This window comes from Micromonospora sp. USAFONa4 (assembly GCF_057197825.1).
Genome location: NZ_CM170072.1, coordinates 2441391 through 2459297, shown reverse-complemented (window position 1 = coordinate 2459297; position 17907 = coordinate 2441391). Strand labels below are relative to the sequence as shown.

The 17907-nt window shown below is 74.8% G+C and carries 15 protein-coding genes; 8 read left to right on the top strand and 7 right to left on the bottom strand.

What is annotated here, in order from left to right:
- Window positions 1–49 precede the first annotated feature (49 nt).
- On the top strand, window positions 50–1507 hold the full coding sequence (locus AC0OO9_RS10400; protein ID WP_484517103.1) for a M1 family metallopeptidase: 1458 nt from the start codon (window positions 50–52) through the stop codon (window positions 1505–1507).
- A gap of 6 nt (window positions 1508–1513) precedes the next feature.
- Here AC0OO9_RS10400 and AC0OO9_RS10395 read toward each other — a convergent pair whose 3' ends face one another.
- Window positions 1514–2638: an LCP family protein gene (locus AC0OO9_RS10395; RefSeq protein WP_484517102.1), complete on the bottom strand. Its 1125-nt coding sequence runs from the start codon at window positions 2636–2638 to the stop codon at window positions 1514–1516.
- A gap of 136 nt (window positions 2639–2774) precedes the next feature.
- Here AC0OO9_RS10395 and AC0OO9_RS10390 point away from each other — a divergent pair, with 136 nt between their 5' ends.
- Window positions 2775–4472, top strand: coding sequence for an FAD-dependent oxidoreductase (locus AC0OO9_RS10390; protein WP_484517101.1), 1698 nt, complete (start codon window positions 2775–2777; stop codon window positions 4470–4472).
- 13 nt (window positions 4473–4485) lie between these two features.
- On the opposite strand, the gene AC0OO9_RS10385 is transcribed toward AC0OO9_RS10390, so the two are convergent.
- Together AC0OO9_RS10385 and AC0OO9_RS10380 are read right to left on the bottom strand one after the other, a co-directional pair.
- Window positions 4486–5391, bottom strand: coding sequence for a Brp/Blh family beta-carotene 15,15'-dioxygenase (locus tag AC0OO9_RS10385; protein ID WP_484517100.1), 906 nt, complete (start codon window positions 5389–5391; stop codon window positions 4486–4488).
- A 151-nt stretch (window positions 5392–5542) separates the two neighbouring features.
- A complete protein-coding gene (locus tag AC0OO9_RS10380; protein WP_484517099.1) occupies window positions 5543–6241 on the bottom strand; it encodes a bacteriorhodopsin in 699 nt (232 codons plus the stop codon).
- Window positions 6242–6522: 281 nt separating this feature from the next.
- Here AC0OO9_RS10380 and guaA point away from each other — a divergent pair, with 281 nt between their 5' ends.
- Window positions 6523–8079 (top strand): glutamine-hydrolyzing GMP synthase, encoded by a 1557-nt coding sequence (guaA, locus tag AC0OO9_RS10375; RefSeq protein WP_484517098.1) that lies wholly within the window; start codon window positions 6523–6525, stop codon window positions 8077–8079.
- A gap of 7 nt (window positions 8080–8086) precedes the next feature.
- Here guaA and AC0OO9_RS10370 read toward each other — a convergent pair whose 3' ends face one another.
- Complete coding sequence (locus AC0OO9_RS10370; protein WP_484517097.1) at window positions 8087–8395, bottom strand: PspC domain-containing protein; 309 nt, start codon at window positions 8393–8395, stop codon at window positions 8087–8089.
- Window positions 8396–8539: 144 nt separating this feature from the next.
- Here AC0OO9_RS10370 and AC0OO9_RS10365 point away from each other — a divergent pair, with 144 nt between their 5' ends.
- The 3 genes from AC0OO9_RS10365 to AC0OO9_RS10355 all read left to right on the top strand — a co-directional run bounded on the left by AC0OO9_RS10365 (window position 8540) and on the right by AC0OO9_RS10355 (window position 11812).
- Complete coding sequence (locus AC0OO9_RS10365) at window positions 8540–9487, top strand: NUDIX domain-containing protein (RefSeq protein ID WP_357579178.1); 948 nt, start codon at window positions 8540–8542, stop codon at window positions 9485–9487.
- A 115-nt stretch (window positions 9488–9602) separates the two neighbouring features.
- On the top strand, window positions 9603–10529 hold the full coding sequence (locus tag AC0OO9_RS10360) for an NUDIX hydrolase (RefSeq protein ID WP_484517096.1): 927 nt from the start codon (window positions 9603–9605) through the stop codon (window positions 10527–10529).
- A 362-nt stretch (window positions 10530–10891) separates the two neighbouring features.
- Window positions 10892–11812: a CDP-alcohol phosphatidyltransferase family protein gene (locus AC0OO9_RS10355; RefSeq protein WP_484517095.1), complete on the top strand. Its 921-nt coding sequence runs from the start codon at window positions 10892–10894 to the stop codon at window positions 11810–11812.
- A 66-nt stretch (window positions 11813–11878) separates the two neighbouring features.
- On the opposite strand, the gene AC0OO9_RS10350 is transcribed toward AC0OO9_RS10355, so the two are convergent.
- The 3 genes from AC0OO9_RS10350 to AC0OO9_RS10340 all read right to left on the bottom strand — a co-directional run bounded on the left by AC0OO9_RS10350 (window position 11879) and on the right by AC0OO9_RS10340 (window position 15756).
- Window positions 11879–13132 (bottom strand): phosphatidylserine decarboxylase, encoded by a 1254-nt coding sequence (locus AC0OO9_RS10350; RefSeq protein WP_484517094.1) that lies wholly within the window; start codon window positions 13130–13132, stop codon window positions 11879–11881.
- A gap of 177 nt (window positions 13133–13309) precedes the next feature.
- Window positions 13310–14107, bottom strand: coding sequence for a hypothetical protein (locus AC0OO9_RS10345; RefSeq protein WP_484517093.1), 798 nt, complete (start codon window positions 14105–14107; stop codon window positions 13310–13312).
- Window positions 14104–15756, bottom strand: a complete 1653-nt coding sequence (locus AC0OO9_RS10340) for a PspC domain-containing protein (RefSeq protein ID WP_484517092.1) — start codon at window positions 15754–15756, stop codon at window positions 14104–14106. The genes AC0OO9_RS10345 and AC0OO9_RS10340 overlap by 4 nt, the downstream gene beginning before the upstream one ends.
- Window positions 15757–15927: 171 nt before the next feature.
- Here AC0OO9_RS10340 and AC0OO9_RS10335 point away from each other — a divergent pair, with 171 nt between their 5' ends.
- Both AC0OO9_RS10335 and AC0OO9_RS10330 read left to right on the top strand, forming a co-directional pair.
- Entirely contained in the window at window positions 15928–17193 is a 1266-nt protein-coding gene (locus AC0OO9_RS10335) for a PspC domain-containing protein (RefSeq protein ID WP_484517091.1), read from the top strand.
- Window positions 17193–17879: a response regulator gene (locus tag AC0OO9_RS10330; RefSeq protein WP_311410756.1), complete on the top strand. Its 687-nt coding sequence runs from the start codon at window positions 17193–17195 to the stop codon at window positions 17877–17879. Before AC0OO9_RS10335 ends, AC0OO9_RS10330 begins: the two co-directional genes overlap by 1 nt.
- Window positions 17880–17907 lie beyond the last annotated feature (28 nt).

Below are 17907 nucleotides of genomic sequence, written 5' to 3'. Positions count from 1 at the left end.
ACCACGCTCGCCGGTGGGGCAGCCGGCGACGCAGGGAGGAGAAGAGGCGATGACGCTGTCGCGGCGGACGCTGTGCGCGGGCACCGGCCTGCTACTGGCCGGGATGCTGGGGCTGGCCGGCTGCGGGTCGGCCGAGGAACCGGTTCCGGCCCCGAGCTCCGCCGCGCCGGCCGCGCCGCGCCAGTTCCTCCTCGGCGCGGCCGGCGCCGGCGACGCCTACTTCCCGACCTACGGCAACGGCGGGTACGACGTCAGCCGCTACACGGTCAAGGTGCGCTACGACCCGGCGGAGGACCGGCTGACCGGAAACACCACCGTGCAGGCCGCGGCGACCGGTGACCTGTCCGCGTTCAACCTGGACCTGGCCGGGCTGACCGTGCGGTCCGTGACGGTGGACGGTGCCCCGGCGAAGCACGGCCGCAAGGGCGACGAGCTGGTGGTGACTCCGGCCCGTGGCCTGATCGCGGGCAACGGCTTCGTCGTCGAGATCGCGTACGACGGTAAGCCGGAGCCGCTGCGCAACGAGGTCCTCGGCAGCGGCGGCTTCCTGCACACCGACGAGGGGGCGATCGCGCTCGGCCAGCCCGAGTCGGCGAGCACGTGGTTCCCCGTCAACGACCATCCCTCGGACAAGGCCACCTACGACTTCGAGATCACCGTGCCGAAGGGGCTGACGGCGGTCAGCAACGGTGTGCCGGCGGGAAAGAGCACGACCGGCGACTGGACCACCTGGAAGTGGGCCGAGCGCAGCCCGATGGCGAGCTACCTGAGCACCGTGGTCATCGGGAATTTCCGGATCACCGAGGGCGAGCACAAGGGACGGCCGGTGTTCCACGCGGTCACCACCGACCTGCCCTCGGGCGCGGCGGACCGGTCGATCGCCGACACGGTCAAGGTGACCGACTACCTGGAGAGCGTCTTCGGGCCGTACCCGTTCGGGGCGTACGGCGGCGTCGTGATCTCCGACGCCCGGATCCGGTACGCCCTGGAGACGCAGAGCCGCCCGGTCTACTCCGCGAGCTTCTTCTCCCGCGGCGAGAACACGGCCGTGGTCGCCCACGAGATGGCGCACCAGTGGTTCGGCAACAGCGTGTCGCTGGCGAGGTGGCAGGACATCTGGCTCAACGAGGGCCTGGCCACGTACGCCGAGTGGCTGTGGGCCGAGCACGACGGCGGGCGCACCGCCCAGCAGGAGTTCGACGACCGGTACGCGGGCTCCTCGGGCCAGGTGTGGCGGACGCCGCCGGGCGAGCCGGGGGTGCCGAACCTGTTCAGCGAGTCGGTCTACCAGCGCGGCGGGATGACCGTGCACGCGCTGCGGGTGGCCGTCGGCGACAAGGCGTTCTTCGAGATCCTGAAGACCTGGGCGGCGCAGAAGCGCGACGCGAACGCGACCACGGCCGAGTTCGTCGCGCTGGCCGAGCGGGTCTCGGGCAAGCAGCTCGACGACCTCTTCGAGGCGTGGCTGTACGGCAAGCAGCGGCCGGACCGTCCCGAGCGGATGTGACGGCGCTCAGCGCGTGACGCGCAGCTTCGGGTTGGCGGCGAGGTAGGCGTCGGCCCGGCCGGCGCGCAGCTCGGTGAGGAACTTCCGTCCGGTCTGCGTGAGCTCCTCGCCCCGGTAGGCGCTGCCCCTGCCGACGCCCGCGCCGGGCAGGTCGACCAGCACGAACCTCTCCGGCGTGAGCCCGCCGAGGGCGTACGCGACGTCCACGACGCGCGGCCCGCCGGCGTAGACCAGGGTGTCGCCGAGCGCGTCGACCACCTGCTGGACGCGCTCCGGCTGCCGGGCCAGGTCCTCGCCGAGGATCTTCGTGGCCAGCGCCTTGATCAGCTGCTGCTGGTGGCGCTGCCGGGCGTAGCCGCCGCCGGTGGTGTAGCGCTGCCGGGCGTAGTCCAGCGCCTGCCAGCCGGTGAGGTGCCGCTCGCCCTTCTCGTAGACCATCTGTGGCCCGGTGTAGCCGCCACCGCCGGGCGCGGGCTCCCGGTGCCGGCCGTCGGGGCGGCGGTGCAGCGAGACCACCCGCTGGTCGACGTAGAGGTCCACCCCGCCGAGGCTGTCCACGAGCCGGTCGAAGCCGTTGAAGGTGAGCACCGCGCCGGCGTCGAAGCGCAGCCCCGTGTAGCCGCTGACCGTGCTGCGCAGCAGCTCGTACCCCTGGGCGGTGCTCGGCTGCTTCGGCTTGCCGGGCACCCGGCTGCCGTAGCTCATCGCGTGGGTGAGCTTGGTCCTGCCGCCGCGGTAGCCGGCCTTCGGGAAGGCCGGGATGTCGACCAGCAGGTCGCGGGGGAGGGCGAAGAGGTACGCCCGGTCGAGTCCCTTCGGCACGTGCAGCACCAGTACGGCGTCGCCGTGCGGCTCCCAGCCCGGCACGCTGACCCGGGTGTCCACCCCGACGAGCAGGAGGTTGAGCGGGCCGGTGATGCCGGCGCCCGGCGTCGCGGTCGGGCTCGGGCTCGGGGTGGGGCTCGCCTGCGGCGTCCCGGTGGCGCCCGTCGGCCCGATCGCGCGCCGCGGCCCGTCGTCGCGGACGAGCCGGGTGACGACGAGGGCGCCCACGGCCACCAGGACCACCGCCGCCAGGGCGGCCAGCCCCAGCACCCATCGTGGGCGTGGTGCCCCTGTCCGCTGAGTCATGCGACACCCCCGGTGATGACAACGCCTCGACGGGGGCGCCGGGTTGTGGGCGGGCGCCTCCGGGATCGTGGACCGGAGCATGATCCCGCGAAATCGGGCGCTGGCGCGATGGCTACCGAGCGGTAATGATGCGGTCATGCGGTACGACGTGCTCGTCATCGGGTCCGGCTTCGGCGGCAGCGTCACCGCGCTCCGGCTGGCCGAGAAGGGCTACTCGGTCGGGGTGCTGGAGGCCGGGCGTCGCTTCGCCGACGACGAGTTCCCGCAGACCTCCTGGCGGCTGCGGCGCTTCCTGTGGGCGCCCCGCCTCGGCTGCTACGGCCTCCAGCGGCTCACCCTGCTGCGCCCGGCCGACCGGAAGGCCGGCGGCGGCGTGCTGGTGCTCTCCGGCGCCGGGGTCGGCGGCGGCTCACTGGTCTACGCCAACACCCTCTACGAGCCGCTGGACGCCTTCTACACCGACCCGCAGTGGCGGGACGTCACCGACTGGCGCGACGAGCTGGCCGGCCACTACGACCAGGCGAAGCGGATGCTCGGCGCCACCACGTACCCGCTCGTCACCCGCGCGGACCGGGCGATGCGGGCGGTGGCCGACCGGATGGGGGTGGGGCACACCCACCACGCCACCCCGGTCGGCGTGTTCATCGGCCGTCCCGGCCAGCGGGCCACCGACCCCTACTTCGGCGGGGCCGGGCCGGAGCGCACCGGCTGCACGCACTGCGGCGCGTGCATGACCGGCTGCCGGCAGGGCGCGAAGAACACGCTGGTCAAGAACTACCTCTGGCTGGCCGAGCGACTCGGCGCGCGGGTGCACCCGCTGACGACGGTCACGGCCGTCCGCCCGGCCGGCGACGGCGGCTACGCGGTGCACACGGTGCGCACGGGGGCCTGGCTGCGCGCGCGACGGCAGGTGATCCACGCCGACCAGGTGGTCTTCGCGGCCGGCGCGCTCGGCACCCAGCGGCTGCTGCACGCGATGAAGGCGGAGGGTGCCCTGCCCGCGCTCTCGCCCCGCCTCGGCGAGCTGACCCGGACCAACTCGGAGGCGATCCTCGGCGCCTCGGTGCCCCGCCGGCAGGCCCGTGCCCAGGGGCTCGACTTCACCGAGGGGGTGGCCATCACCAGCTCGTTCCACCCCGACCCGCAGACCCACGTCGAGCCGGTCCGCTACGGCCGCGGCTCGAACGCGATGGGCCTGCTCCAGTCGCTGCTGGTCGACGGCGGGCCGCGCCGGGTCCGCCGTTGGCTGGGAGTCCTGCTGCGCCAGCCCGGCACGGCGGCCCGGCTGCTGTCGGTGCGCGGCTGGTCGGAGCGGACGGTGATCGCCCTGGTCATGCAGTCGGTGGACAACTCGCTGACCACCCGGCTGCGGCGCGGCCCGTTCGGCCGGCGGCTGGTCTCCGGGCCGGGTCACGGCGCGCCCAATCCGACCTGGATCCCGGCCGGCAACCAGGCGGCCCGCCTGCTGGCCGAGGAGATCGGCGGTACGCCCGGCGGCGCCCTGACCGAGCCGTTCGACATCCCGATGACCGCCCACATCCTCGGCGGAGCGGTGATCGGCGCCTCCCCGGCCGACGGCGTGATCGACCCGTGGCACCGGGTGTTCGGCCACCCGGGGCTGCACGTGGTCGACGGCGCGGCGGTCTCGGCGAACCTCGGGGTGAACCCGTCGCTGACCATCACCGCCCAGGCGGAACGCGCGATGTCCTTCTGGCCCAACAAGGGCGACGCGGACCCGAGGCCGCCGCTCGGTGAGCCGTACCGCCGGCTGGAGCCGGTGCCACCGCGCCGCCCAGCGGTGCCGGCCGACGCCCCCGGCGCCCTGCGCAGGTGACCAGGCCCGGCGGTCAACCTGTCCGGCCTGAGGGCTCCGGCCCGCGTCGGTCCGTCCAGGCGACCAGCACCGCGTGCGGGAGGGTCAGCGCGGCCAGCACGGCGAACGTGGCGGGCAGCGGGTCCGACCGGTGGCCGGGCCAGGCGACCAGGGCGATCAGCGCGGCGAGGGCCACTGCCGTGGGAGCCGCCGCCTGCCGGGCGAAGCGCCGCAGCGGCGCTCCGACCCGTCCGGCCGCCAGGTCGGCCGCGTTGCGCGGGTCGTGCCGCAGCAGCCGGGCCACGTGGCGGCAGGAGTGCCAAACCGCGAAGTACGCCCCCACGGCCAGGGCCGGCGGCACGGTGCCGAACAGCCCGGCGAGGAGGACGGGTTCGACGGCGTCGCGGGCGCGTCCGGCGCGGGCGTACCGGATCGCGGTGACCGCGACCGCGCCCAGCACGGCGGCCAGCGCCAGCGCCCGCACCTCGGCGGTGAGCAGCGCCGGTGCCCGGGGTGCCACCGCCGCCAGCAGCGGGTCGACCTGGTCCCGCCACAGCGCCAACGGGACGACCACCGGCGGCCCCCCGTACGCGAGCACGGCGGTCACCCCCGGCCGGACCGGCCGGCGGTCCCGCTCGGCGTGGAACGCCAGGTCGGCGGTGCCGAAGTGGACGACCGACACGAGGAGGAACCCGACCAGCGCCAGGTCCGGCGCGGCCCGGAAGGCCGCCAGCCCGGCACCGGCCACGGCGGCGTAGACCACCAGCAGCGCCACGCGCGCCGCCAGCGGCCGGGCGCGCGCCGACAGCCGGGCGGGCACGAGATGGTCGACCGCGCCGTGCGGCAGCCCGAGGAGCAGTCCCGCGACCAGGAAGGCCGGCGAGTCGCCCGGCCCGGCGGCGTCGATCAGCGGCGACATCGTCAGCAGCCCGCCGAGCACGAGTAGCGAGGCGGTCCCGGCGCGCCGCAGCAGCGGGTCCGGCCGATCCGGGCCGTCCGCTACGCCGGTCGTACGCTCCGACGGCCGTGGGGTCCGGGCGGGTGCGCGGCCGTCCGCCGCCGGCACTCCGGGGCCGGCTCCGGTGGCCGGGTCAGACGACGGTGAGGTGACCACGGTTGGACAGGGCGCGTAGCCGGCCGAGATCGAGGATGCTCCAGCCCACCTTCGTCAGGATGGACAGCAGGACGAAGAGCAGGCTGGTGGTGGCGGAACTGACCAGGCCGACCCCGGCTGGGCCGATCATCCAGAACACGGGGTAGCCCACCCAGAGCACGCTGAGCAGCAGGGCCGCCTCTGTGTACACCGCCGCGATCCCTTCCGGCTGCCGGTGCGCGTGGGCGCGTAGCGGTCCCCAGATCAGGCCGTAGAGCCCGAGGAGGGCCAGGACCCCGATCGTGAAGAGGGTGTAGCGGATCGTGTCGTTCGCCGCGAGTTCGGCGGCCAGCCCGCAGAGGAAGACCGTCAGGTTCGCCCCGACGAGGGCGCCCGTCAATCCCCAACAGCGTCCGGGCAGCGAGTGTGTCGCGGTCAGCATCAGCGCCACCAGCAACAGGGGCGAGGAGACCGCCCAGTCGACGTACCGCGCCCAGTAGAGCGTGTGGCCGGCCACCTCCGCAGTGCCGGCGCCCAGCGCCAGGACCAGGTACCAGAAGCCGGACCAGAGCGGGATGGCGATCGCCACCCGGTACTCGCTGCGCGGAACGCCCCGCGGGTCCGCGTGCCACCGGCTGAACAGCACGACCCCGCCCGCCATGGCGGCGACGTACATCCACAGCCACCACCCGGTCATGCCCACCCCCGGCCGACTCCCGGCGCCCCGCGCCCGCTGCTGCGATCCGGGCGTACGGCCGGACAGCCGCCCGAATCCGTCGAGTCCCGTGCGTGCCCCGTCGACAGGCGGTACGAACACCGTATACGGAGCAAAAGCCGCACACAGGTCTAACGGCTCCCGCCGGGAGGGCGGTGGTGCGGCGGACCGCCCGTACGGTGGCCGACGTCACCTCGCCGCGACGGCGGCGTGGGGCGGACCGGCAGGGGGGCGCGGCGGCGTCGTCGGTAGGATTTGCTGCCATGAGCACGCCTCGCCCCGTCCTCGTGGTGGACTTCGGAGCCCAGTACGCCCAGCTCATCGCGCGTCGGGTGCGTGAGGCCAACGTCTATTCCGAGATCGTGCCGCACTCGATGCCGGTCGCCGAGATGCTGGCGAAGGACCCGGCGGCGATCATCCTTTCCGGCGGCCCGTCCAGCGTCTACGCGCCGGGCGCCCCGCAGATCGACGCCGGCATGTTCGAGGCCGGCGTGCCGGTCTTCGGCATCTGCTACGGCTTCCAGGCGATGGCCCAGGCGCTCGGCGGCACGGTGGCCCGCACCGGCAACCGTGAGTACGGCGGCACCCCGCTGCGCCCCCGCCTGCTCGACCCGGGCGTGCTGCTCCGCGACCTGCCGGCCGACCTGCCGGTCTGGATGAGCCACGGCGACTGCGTGACCGAGGCCCCCGAGGGCTTCACGGTGACGGCCGAGTCGGCGGGGGCGCCGGTCGCCGCGTTCGAGGACGTCGCCGGCCGCCGGGCCGGCGTGCAGTTCCACCCGGAGGTCGGGCACACCGCGCACGGCCAGGAGATGCTGCGCCGCTTCCTGCACGACATCGCCGGCATCGCGCCGACCTGGACGCCCGAGAACATCATCGACGAGCAGGTCGCCCGGATCCGCGAGCAGGTCGGCGACAAGGAGGTCATCTGCGGCCTGAGCGGCGGGGTCGACTCGGCCGTCGCCGCCGCGCTGGTGCACAAGGCCGTCGGCGACCAGCTCACCTGCGTCTTCGTCGATCACGGCCTGCTGCGCGCCGGCGAGGCCGAGCAGGTGGAGAAGGACTACGTCGCCGCCACCGGCATCAAGCTCAAGGTGGTCGACGCGGCCGACCGGTTCCTCGGCGCCCTGGCCGGGGTGACCGACCCGGAGCAGAAGCGCAAGATCATCGGTCGGGAGTTCATCCGGGTCTTCGAGGCCGCGGCGCGGGAGGTCGCCGCCCACGGCGACGTCGAGTTCCTCGTCCAGGGCACCCTCTATCCGGACGTGGTGGAGTCCGGCGGCGGCACCGGCACCGCCAACATCAAGAGCCACCACAACGTCGGCGGCCTGCCGGAGGACCTGAAGTTCGCGCTGGTCGAGCCGCTGCGCACGCTGTTCAAGGACGAGGTCCGGGCGCTCGGGCTCCAGCTCGGCCTGCCCGAGGCGATGGTCTGGCGGCACCCGTTCCCGGGCCCGGGCCTGGCCATCCGGATCATCGGCGCGGTCGACCGGGAGCGGCTCGACCTGCTCCGGCGGGCCGACCTGATCGCCCGCGAGGAGCTGACCGCCGCCGGCCTGGACCGGGGCGTCTGGCAGTTCCCCGTCGTGCTCCTGGCCGACGTGCGCAGCGTCGGCGTGCAGGGCGACGGCCGCAGCTACGGGCACCCCGTGGTGCTGCGGCCCGTCTCCAGCGAGGACGCCATGACCGCCGACTGGTCCCGGCTGCCCTACGAGGTGGTCGCGCGGATCTCCACCCGGATCACCAACGAGGTCGCCGAGGTCAACCGCGTGGTGCTGGACGTCACGAGCAAGCCGCCGGGCACCATCGAGTGGGAGTGATCCCGCCTCACGCCGCCGGCGGATAGGTCGGCGGCGCCACGGTCGGCTGCGCCACCGTGGGCGGCGGGGCCTGCGCCGCGTGCGGCCAGGCGGGCGCGTCGGCCGGCTCCTCGGGCATCAGGAACCACATGATCGGGTACGCGAGCAGCGCGAGCCCGCCGGTGAGCAGGCCGGCGACCGCGAAGACCACCCGGACCAGGGTGGGGTCGACGGCGAAGTACCGGCCGAGGCCGCTGGCCACTCCGGCGACCATCCGGTCCGTGACGGGGCGACGGAGCTGCTTGTACGGGGGCTGGGGAGGGGCGGTGTAGGTCATGTCTCCACGGTCCGCGCCGGTCGCCGGGCCGTCCTCGGTGACCGCCCGGATCCCTACCCTGACCCGCCCCTGAGGCGCGAGCATTCAGTCAGGAATCTGACTCTTTTCGATGGAGGCAACCCGGGCCGGGGAGAATTTCCCCCCGTGACCACCATGCTGGAGCCGCTCCGCAGGATCGCGGCATACGCAGTTTGTGCTGATTCAGTCGGCCGGGTGTTGCTGGTCCGCGCATCGGAGCGCTCGGGCACCCCCGGCACGTGGTCGCTGCCCGGCGGGGCGGTCGACCACGGTGAGGACCCGCACCACACCGTCGTGCGGGAGACCGCCGCCGAGACCGGCCTCTCCGTCACCGTCGCGGGCCTGCACGACGTGCTCGCCGACATGCGGGCGCTGCCGGAGCGGGGCATCACCATCCACACCGACCGCCTGATCTACCAGGTCTCGGTCCGGGGCGGGACGCTCGCCGACCGGGTCGACCGGCCCACCGACCTGGTCCGCTGGTTCACCCCGGCGGAGGCCCGCGAGCTGCCGCTGCGGTCGTTCACCGCGCGCGCCCTGGGCCTGCCCGCCTCGTCCGCCGACATCGTCCCGGACGAGGCGCCGGAGTTCCCCTCGTTCTACGCCGTGCCCGGCCCCGACGGGCTGCACCGGGCCCAGCGCTTCGCCGCGTACGCCGTGGTGACCGACCCGGACGACCGGGTGCTGCTCACCCGGGTCTCCGACGGCTACCCGGGCGCGGGCTGCTGGCACCTGCCCGGCGGCGGCACCGACTACGGGGAGCAGCCCGGCGCCGCCCTGATCCGGGAGCTGGTCGAGGAGACCGGGCAGACCGGGCGCCTCGTCGAGCTGCTCGGGGTGGCCAGCCACCGGGACGCGGCCTCCCTCGGCCCCGAGGGCTACCCGATCGACTGGCACGGCGTGCGCGCCTTCTACCGGGTCGTGGTCGACAAGCCGGCCCCGCCCACCGTCGCCGACGTCGGCGGCTCCACCTGCGAGGCCCGCTGGTTCGGCCGAGACGAACTGGGCGCCCTCCCCACCGACCGCCTGACCGAGGTGACGGCGGAAGCCGTCCAGGCCGCCCGCCTGGCCTGACCGCCACTCCCGCCTGTTCGTTGATCATGAGGTCGACCGGGCGGCACGCCGGACCCGCTGCGGCTAGCCTCATGATCGACGGAACGGGTCGGCGCGGGCGGGGGAGTGCGGGCGGGTGGAACAGCGGCGGCGGGTCGGCGCGTACGGGGTGTGCCGGGGCTCGGACGGGCGGGTGCTGTTGGCCCGGGGCTCCGGCTCGTGCCCGTTCCCGGGCGTCTGGCGGCTCCCCGGGGGCGGGGTCGAGCACGCCGAGCACCCGGCGCACGCGGTGGTCCGCGAGTTCGCCGAGGAGACCGGCCTCGCGGTGGAGGTGACCGGGCTGCGGGCGGTGTCCGCCGACGTGACGACCTTCCGCGCCGCCGACGTCGCCGTGCACACCGATCGCGTGGTCTTCGACGTCACCGTGCGGGGCGGCGAACCCCGGTCGGAGCCGGCTGGCGGCAGCGACGAGCTGGCCTGGTTCACGACCGCCGAGGCGGCGTCGGTGCCGCTGATGCCGTTCACCGCCGAGTTGCTCGGCCTGCCCGTGTCACCCCTGCCGTCCGATCTGCCCCGTTCGTCGGCGGTCGAGCCCGCCGCCGTGCTCCCGTCCGACCGGAGACAGCGCTTCGGGGCGTACGGCCTGGTCACCGACCCGGCCGGCCGGGTGCTGCTCACCATGATCGCCGACGGTTACCCGGGCGCCGGCCGGTGGCACCTGCCCGGCGGCGGGACCGACCACGGCGAGCAGCCGGTCGCCGCGCTGCTGCGCGAGCTGGTCGAGGAGTCCGGCCAGCTCGGTCGGGTGGTCGAGCTGATCGGCGTCGACAACCTGCACAACCCGGCCGCGCTGGGCCCGGAGGGGCGCCCGCTCGACTGGCACGGCATCCGGGTGCTCTACCGGGTGGCGGTGGACGCGCCCACGGAGCCGCGGGTGACCGAGCTCGCCGGCGGCTCCACCGCCCGCGCTGGCTGGTTCACCCCGGAAAAACTCGCCGGGCTGCCGCTGAGCGGGATCGCCGCACTGGCGCTGGCCAATGCGCCTACCGACGAGCGTCCGTAACCGGACATCGGTGTCCCTGGCACCCGCTCACCGAGCCGGCGGAGACGGGGTCCGGTACATTCGATGTGGGGTTGGTGGAGGAAACGGGCGATGGAGCCCGAGATGGGAATAAGAGAGCGGTACGCGCGGTTAGACCAGATATAAGTACCGCCGGCAGCTATCGCCAACCCCCGTTCCCCTATGCGATGGTGTACTCCGCAAAACGGCTGCCGGGCCAGAAAGGTCCGGCACGAGACAGCCGGACGGCCGCCCTCGCGACGGTAAACCGATCCGGTGATGGAGGAAACGTGCCGAGAGCCCCATGGCGCCGGCGTCGTACCACTGACAGTCCGCGTCCCGCAGGGCGTCGTTGGGCGGGCCCGTTGCGCCGCAGCAGCACGCTCGCCCGGCAGGTGCTGCTGGTCCGGGTGGGGCGCCGCGACGGCGACCTGCACGCGGCCAGCGACCTCTCGATGCCCGAGCACCGCTACGCCGACCGGCCGCGACGCCGCTACGGACTCACCCGGGTCGAGCGCGCCGACGTCGCCTCGATCGTCCCCGTCAGCCCCGCGCTCGGCCCCACGACCCCGGTCGACGACGAGTCGGCGATGTCGATCCCGCTGCTTCCGGGCGAGCGGACGGTCGCCCGCCGGATGAAGTTCGCGGTGGTCAACGCCTGCACACTCAGCAGCCTGATGCTCGGCATGCTGGCCATCTTCCTGGCCATGCAGGGCGAGGTGCGCGTCGCCGCGCTCTGCCTGATCGCCTGCGTCGTCTTCGACGGCCTCGACGGCGCGCTCGCCCGCAAGTTCGGCGTGGCCAGCCCGTTCGGGGCGCAGATGGACTCGCTGGCCGACATGTGCTCGTTCGGCCTCGCCGCCCCCGTGGTGGTCTACGCCTCGCTGGCCGGTTCGGTCTCCACGCCGGCCGCCGCGGTGGCCTGCGCCCTCGTGGCGGCGTGCGCGGCGATCCGGCTCGCCCGGTTCAACGTCTCGCCGAAGGACGGCCGGTTCTTCTGCGGCGTGCCCACGACCATGGCCGCCGCAGTGCTCGCGCTGACCGTCGCCATCGGGCTGCCGGTGCCGGGCATCGTCCTGGTCGCCGGCGTGGCGCTGCTCGCCTTCGCCATGGTCTCCAGCTTCCCCTACGCGAAGCTGGCCCGGCTGGTGAAGCTGCCGCCGTGGCTGTGGCTGGCCCCGGTGATCGGCGCGCTGATCGACATCCGGCTCACCTTCGCGCTGATCGTGGTCGGTTACCTGGTCAGCGGCCCGGTGCTCTGGCTGCGTCAGCGCCGCACCGCCTGAGACACGTACGCGAGAAGGGGCGCCGCGATCGCGCGGCGCCCCTTCTTCGTGTCGTCCGGCCGGGCCTCAGCGCCAGCGGGCGATGACGGTCGAGCCCCCGACGACCTTGTCCCCGGGGCCGACCAGCGGCTCCGCCGCGTCCGCCGGCAGGTAGACGTCGGTGCGCGAGCCGAACCGGATCAGGCCGAAGCGCTCGCCCCGGGCCAGCAGCGCGCCGATCGGCGCCCGCTGCACGATCCGCCGGGCGATCAGGCCCGTGCGCTGCGCCACGACCACCGTGCCGCGCGCGGTGTCCAGCACCGTGTACGCGGCCACGTTGTGCTCAGCCGCCGGCTTCATCGCGTTGGCGAAGCCACCGTCGGCGACGAAGTAGTCGACCACCTTCCCGGCCACCGGGGAACGGTTGACGTGCACGTCCAGCACCGACAGGAAGACCGCGATGCGCAGCCACTCGCCCTCGCCGAAGCGCTCGTCGTGCAGCCGCTGCACGGACAGCACCCGACCGTCGGCCGAGGCGACGACCGCCGCGGAGTCCTCCGGCACGTCGCGCTCCGGGTCCCGGAAGAAGGCGGCCACCGGGGCGGCGGCCAGGGCCGGGAGCAGCCAGAGCTTCGACTTCGGCCGGGTCGCCCGGGCCACCGCGGCCAGGCCCAGCGCGATGCCGGCCGCGGCCACCCCGTTGGAGTCGATGTGCATGCCACGGGTCAGCGGGACGCTGGACGGCCGGTACGCCGGCGCCAGCCGGGCCGCCGACGCGGAGTCGGCCGGGGTGTAGCGGAGCCGGTACACCCGCAGCGGCGGCGTGTTGCGCAGCACCAGGTCGACCCCGACGCCGTACAGCGCGCCCTGCCGGTCCAACTCGGCGGCGGCCCCCGCGGTGCGTCCCGGCGTCGCGGTCGTGGCCACGCTCAGCACCGCGCCGTCGGCGAGGTACTTCGTCAGGCCCTCGATGGCGGCGCGGGTCTCGTCTGCCGTGCCGGTCAGCGGCTCCGCGGCGACTACCACCGCGGCCGGCTCGGCCTCGGCGAGGGTGTCGACCACGCGGACCCGGTCGGCCACCCAGCGACCCTGGGCGGTGACGTGCTCCCGGAGGGCCGCCGGGGAGGTCGACCCGGCGGGCACCAGGGTGAGGGTGTCGCCGGGCAGCAGCGCGTCGATCGCCGCGGTCAGCACCGCGGACTCGGGCGTCGCGCCGACCAGCAGCGCGGCCTTCGGATCGTTGATCCGGGCGAGCTCGGAGACGAGGGTACGGGCGGCTCGCTCGCCGATGCGGACCGGACCGGACCGGCCGGAGGTGCGCACGGCGGGGGACTGCGTCATGTCGGACGGACTCCTGACGGGTAGAGACGGGAATCGCGGCGGGACCGCCACGGCGGCGCGTCCGGCCGGCGCGGCGACCAGGTCGGTGCGGCGGCCAGGTCGGCGCGGGCCGGCCGGCGGAGGCGAGTTCTCCACGGCCAGCATAGGCCGCCGCCGACGACGGCCGCACCGCTGTCGTCAGCCGCGCGGGTGCTCCCCACCGGCCGGCGGCCCGTCGGTCCGCCGGGGCGGGGCGTCCTCGTCGGCGGCGCGGTCCTCGACCGCCTCGGGCCGGACGTCGGTGACGGCCTCCGTCGGCCACTCGTCGGCCTCGTCCCCGGCCCGCGGGCCGCCCGTGGCCGGACCGCCCGTCGCCGGCGTCTCCGTGGTCGCCCCGCCGGTCGTCGGCACCTGCGCCGTCTGCCCGCCGGTCGACGGCACCTCCGCCGTCTGTCCGGCGGTCGTCGGCCCCTCCGCCGTCTGTCCGCCCGGCGGCCGTCCGGCCGTCGTCGGTGCGCCGGTCGTCGGCGCGGAGACGTCCCACTCGGACCGCGTGCCCCAGTCGGTCGGCTCCCCCCAGTCGGAGCGCCGGCCGCCCCACGCCGTCGGCTCGTCGGCCGGCGCGGGCCGGTCGAGGTCCCAGCGGGTCGGGTCGGTCCCGGTGGCCTGTCGGTCCGTAGCCCGGCCCGCCGGATCCGTGCCCGGCGGGGTGGAGACGGGCGCGACGGTGTCCGGGGCGACCGCGTCGGAGGCGGTGGCACCGGTGCGGGCGGCGTCGGAGGGGGCGTCGCCGGGCGCGGGCGCGCCGCCGGACCGCCCGGAGCGCAGCGCGCCCAGCAGGCCCAGCAGGCCGATCAGGATCAGCGCGCCGGCCAGGAACCAGCCGACCGGCGGGAGGGCGAGCCCGAGCAACTGGGCGAGCAGCCACCACGCGGCGAGACCGAGGAAGATCAGCCCGAAGGCGAAGGACACGATGTCGGTGCGGTGGGCCTTCACCGGGTCACCTCCAGGTTGCCGGCGTTGACGTGGATGTAGAGGCGCAGCGTGCCGCCGCCGGGGCCGTCCGGACCCAGGTCGGTCGTCTCCCGCAGCTCGCCCGCCAGCCCGCCGGAGTGCTTGCCGAAGACGACCGCGTCGCCGGCGTTGACGTCGGCCACCGTGGTGACGTCGACGTTCGGCGGTACCACCACCGTGCACTCGCCGAAGTTGACGGAGACGGTGATCTCGGTGTTCTTCTTGTCGAAGTCGACCGCGCGCAGGTCCAGGACCGTGTCGCCGAAGCTGTTCTCGTACCGCAGGGCGAGGTCGCGGTGGTCGGTGGGCGCCCAGGTGACGTTGCCGTCGACGCCCCGGATCCGGTCGTAGGACTCGGCCACGGTGGCCACCCCGAGCGCGGCGGCGGCCACCACGCCGAGCGCGATGAGCCAGCGGGCCCGTCCGAACCAGGTGCCGACCAGCAGGCCGAGCCCGATGGTGGCCAGCGTGGCCGCGAAGTAGGCCGACGCCCCGATGTCGTAGACGTCCAGCAGGTCGACGACGGCGACCACGCCCAGGGCGAGGAAGATCAGCGAGAACGTCACCGCGCCGAGCGGGGAGCGCTCCTTCGGGCGCTTCGGCGGCTTCGGTGGCTTGCGCGGTGCGGGTGGCACGACGGTCTGCCCGGCGTACGGGCCGTGCGGGGCGAACGGGGGCCGGTAGCCCGGGGGCCGGGGCGGGGGCACCGGGTGGCCCGGTCCCGGTGCGCCCGAGGTCGCGGCGGGCCAGCCGGACGTGGGCGCTGCCGGGGGCCAGCCGACGGTCGGCGTACCCGCGGGTGGACGGGCGGGCGGGGCCGGGGCGGCCGGCGGCCAGGCGGGCAGCTCGGCGGTCGGCGGGGAGACCGGGGCGCTCCAGGCGGGCTGGGCGACGGTCGCCGGCGGGGCCGGGACCGGGCCCGTCCCCGGGGTCACGGCCACGGTCGGCGGGACCGCGTACGCGACCGGGGCGGGATGGCCGACCGGTGGCACCGGCCCGGGCGGGGCGGTGGGCGCAACGGGCGGGACGGGGCCGGCCGGGGTGCCCTGGGCGGCCCTGTTGTCGCGGTTCAGCAGCAGCGCGCCGCCGATCAGGATCGTGGCGCCGAGCAGCACCGCCCGGAACGCGTCCGTGACGATGTAGCCGAAACTGATCGCAACCAGGATGCTCAGCACGATCACCGTGACCGGGGACATGCTGGACCGGCCCCGGCCCAGCATGGACTCGACGGGAGAGGCGCTGTCCCCCTCGCCCGGGATGATCAGCCAGGCGGTGACGTAGACCAGGATGCCGATGCCGCCGAAGAAGCCGAGCACCGCCAGCAGCACCCGCCAGAGGACCGGGTCGGTGTTGGTGGCCCGGCCGATGGCGGCGCAGACGCCGGCCAGGTAGCGGCCGTCGCGGGGGCGCACCAGGCCGTACCGCGAGGTGAAGCCGGCGCCGCCGAACGACGGCTGCGGTCCGGGACCCGGCCCGGCGCCGGGCGGCGGTGGCCCACCCGCGTCCCCGGCGGGGGGCGGCGCGGCCACGGGGGGCGGCGCCGCGGAGCCGGTGGGCGGTGTCGCGGTCGGCGGTGGCCCGCCCGGCTGAGCGGCCCCGGGGTCGGCGGGCTGGGCAGCTTCCTCGGTCATGCCTCGATCCTGCTGCCCCGACCCGCCGGGCGGCCTCAGGACCCGACCCTGACCCCACCCTGAGATCCCGGCGGCCCGAATGTCGGGGGCGTCCCCGTGGTCGGGCCCCGGTGCGTCGTGTGACGATCGATCCGACGCCGGAAACGGACCGTCGCCCGCTCCGTGCCCGCCGTGACCAGGGAGTCTCCGATCAGCGCCGTGACCCAGCCACCCCGCCTCTACCGCGCCCCCGAGCACCGGATGGCCGCGGGGGTGGCCGCCGGCATCGCCGACCACCTCGGCATCTCGGTGCTGCGGGTACGGGTCGCCTTCATGGTGCTGCTGGGACTGAGCGGGCTCGGCCTGCTGCTCTACGCGGCCTTCTGGGCGGTCGTGCCGCTGCGCCCGGGCGACACCGCCGTGCCGGCCCGCAGGGACGTCGCCCAGCTGCTGCCGTTCGTGGCGATCGGCCTCGGCGTGCTGCTGGTGCAGGTGATGGTCTTCGACTCGGTCGGGGCGGCGGGCACCGCCGGCTGGCTGGTCGCGATCATCGCGGTCGGCGCCGGGGTGATCTGGCACCAGTCGGCCCCGGAGCGGCGGCGGCAGTGGGGCGACTCCATGCCGGTGCCCTGGCTGGGCGCGGTGGTGGAGGAGAGCGACCGGCGGGCCTTCGTGCTCCGGTTCATCGGCGGCGGGGTGCTGGTCGCGGTGGGCATCATCGGCGTTGCCGCGGTCTACTCCCCGGCGCAGAACTTCGACGCCGTGCTCAACGGCGTGATCTTCGCCCTGGTCGGGCTCGCCGGGGTCGGCGTGGTGGCCGCGCCGGTGCTGTGGCGGACGTACAACCAGCTCCGGTCGGAGCGCGAGGGGCGCATCCGGGAGCAGGAACGGGCCGAGCTGGCCGCCATGGTGCACGACCAGGTGCTGCACACCCTGGCCCTGATCCAGCGCAACGCGAGCGACGTGAAGACCGTCCAGCGGCTCGCCCGGGGGCAGGAACGCTCGCTGCGCAACTGGCTCTACAAGCCCACCGGTTCGCCCACCGAGCGGTTCGCCGCCGCCCTGGAGCAGGCCGCCGCCGAGGTCGAGGACACGTTCGCGATCACGGTGGAGGCGGTGGTGGTCGGCGACCGGGAGACCGACGAGCGGGTCGGCGCGCTGGTGGCGGCCGCCCGCGAGGCGCTGGTGAACGCCGCCCGGCACGCCGGGGTGCAGACCGTCTCGCTCTACGCCGAGGTCGAGCCGGATCAGGTCAGCGGCTTCGTCCGGGACCGGGGGAAGGGCTTCGACCCGGATACGGTGGAGGATCACCGGCACGGGGTCCGGGGCTCGATCATCGGGCGGATGAAGCGGCACGGCGGCCGGGCGGAGATCCGCTCCGAGCCGGGGGAAGGGACCGAGGTCCGGTTGATCCTGCCGATCACCCGCGACCCGGCAACGGCGGAGAGGGACAAGTGATGACCGAGCAGTCGATGGAACCGGTCGAGGGGGCGGCTGCCCGCGCCGAGCGGCTGCGGGTCTTCCTCGTCGACGACCACGCCATGTTCCGCGCGGGGGTCCGCGCGGAGCTGGGCGCGCACGTCGAGGTGGTGGGCGAGGCGAGCACCGTCGCCGAGGCGGTCACCCGGATCGCCGCCACGCTGCCCGACGTGGTGCTGCTCGACGTGCACATGCCCGACGGCGGCGGCCGGGCGGTGCTGGAGGCGATGCGGCGTACCCACCCGCAGGTCAAGTTCCTGGCGCTGAGCGTCTCGGACGCGGCGGAGGACGTGATCGGGCTGATCCGGGCCGGCGCGCGGGGCTACGTCACGAAGACGATCTCGCCGGAGGAGCTGGCCGCCGCGGTCCGCCGGGTGGCCGACGGCGACGCCGTGTTCAGCCCCCGGTTGGCGGGATTCGTGCTGGACGCGTTCGCGGCCCGTCCCGACGCCCCGGTGGCCGACCCGGAGCTGGACCAGCTCACCAACCGCGAGCGCGAGGTGCTGCGGCTGCTCGCCCGGGGGTACGCCTACAAGGAGATCGCCAAGGAGCTCTACATCTCCATCAAGACGGTGGAGACGCACGTGTCCAACGTGCTTCGCAAGCTCCAGATGTCCAACAGGTACGAGTTGTCCCGCTGGGCGGCCGACCGCCGGCTGGTGTGATCCAATTCTTTTCCCCGTCATATGGGAC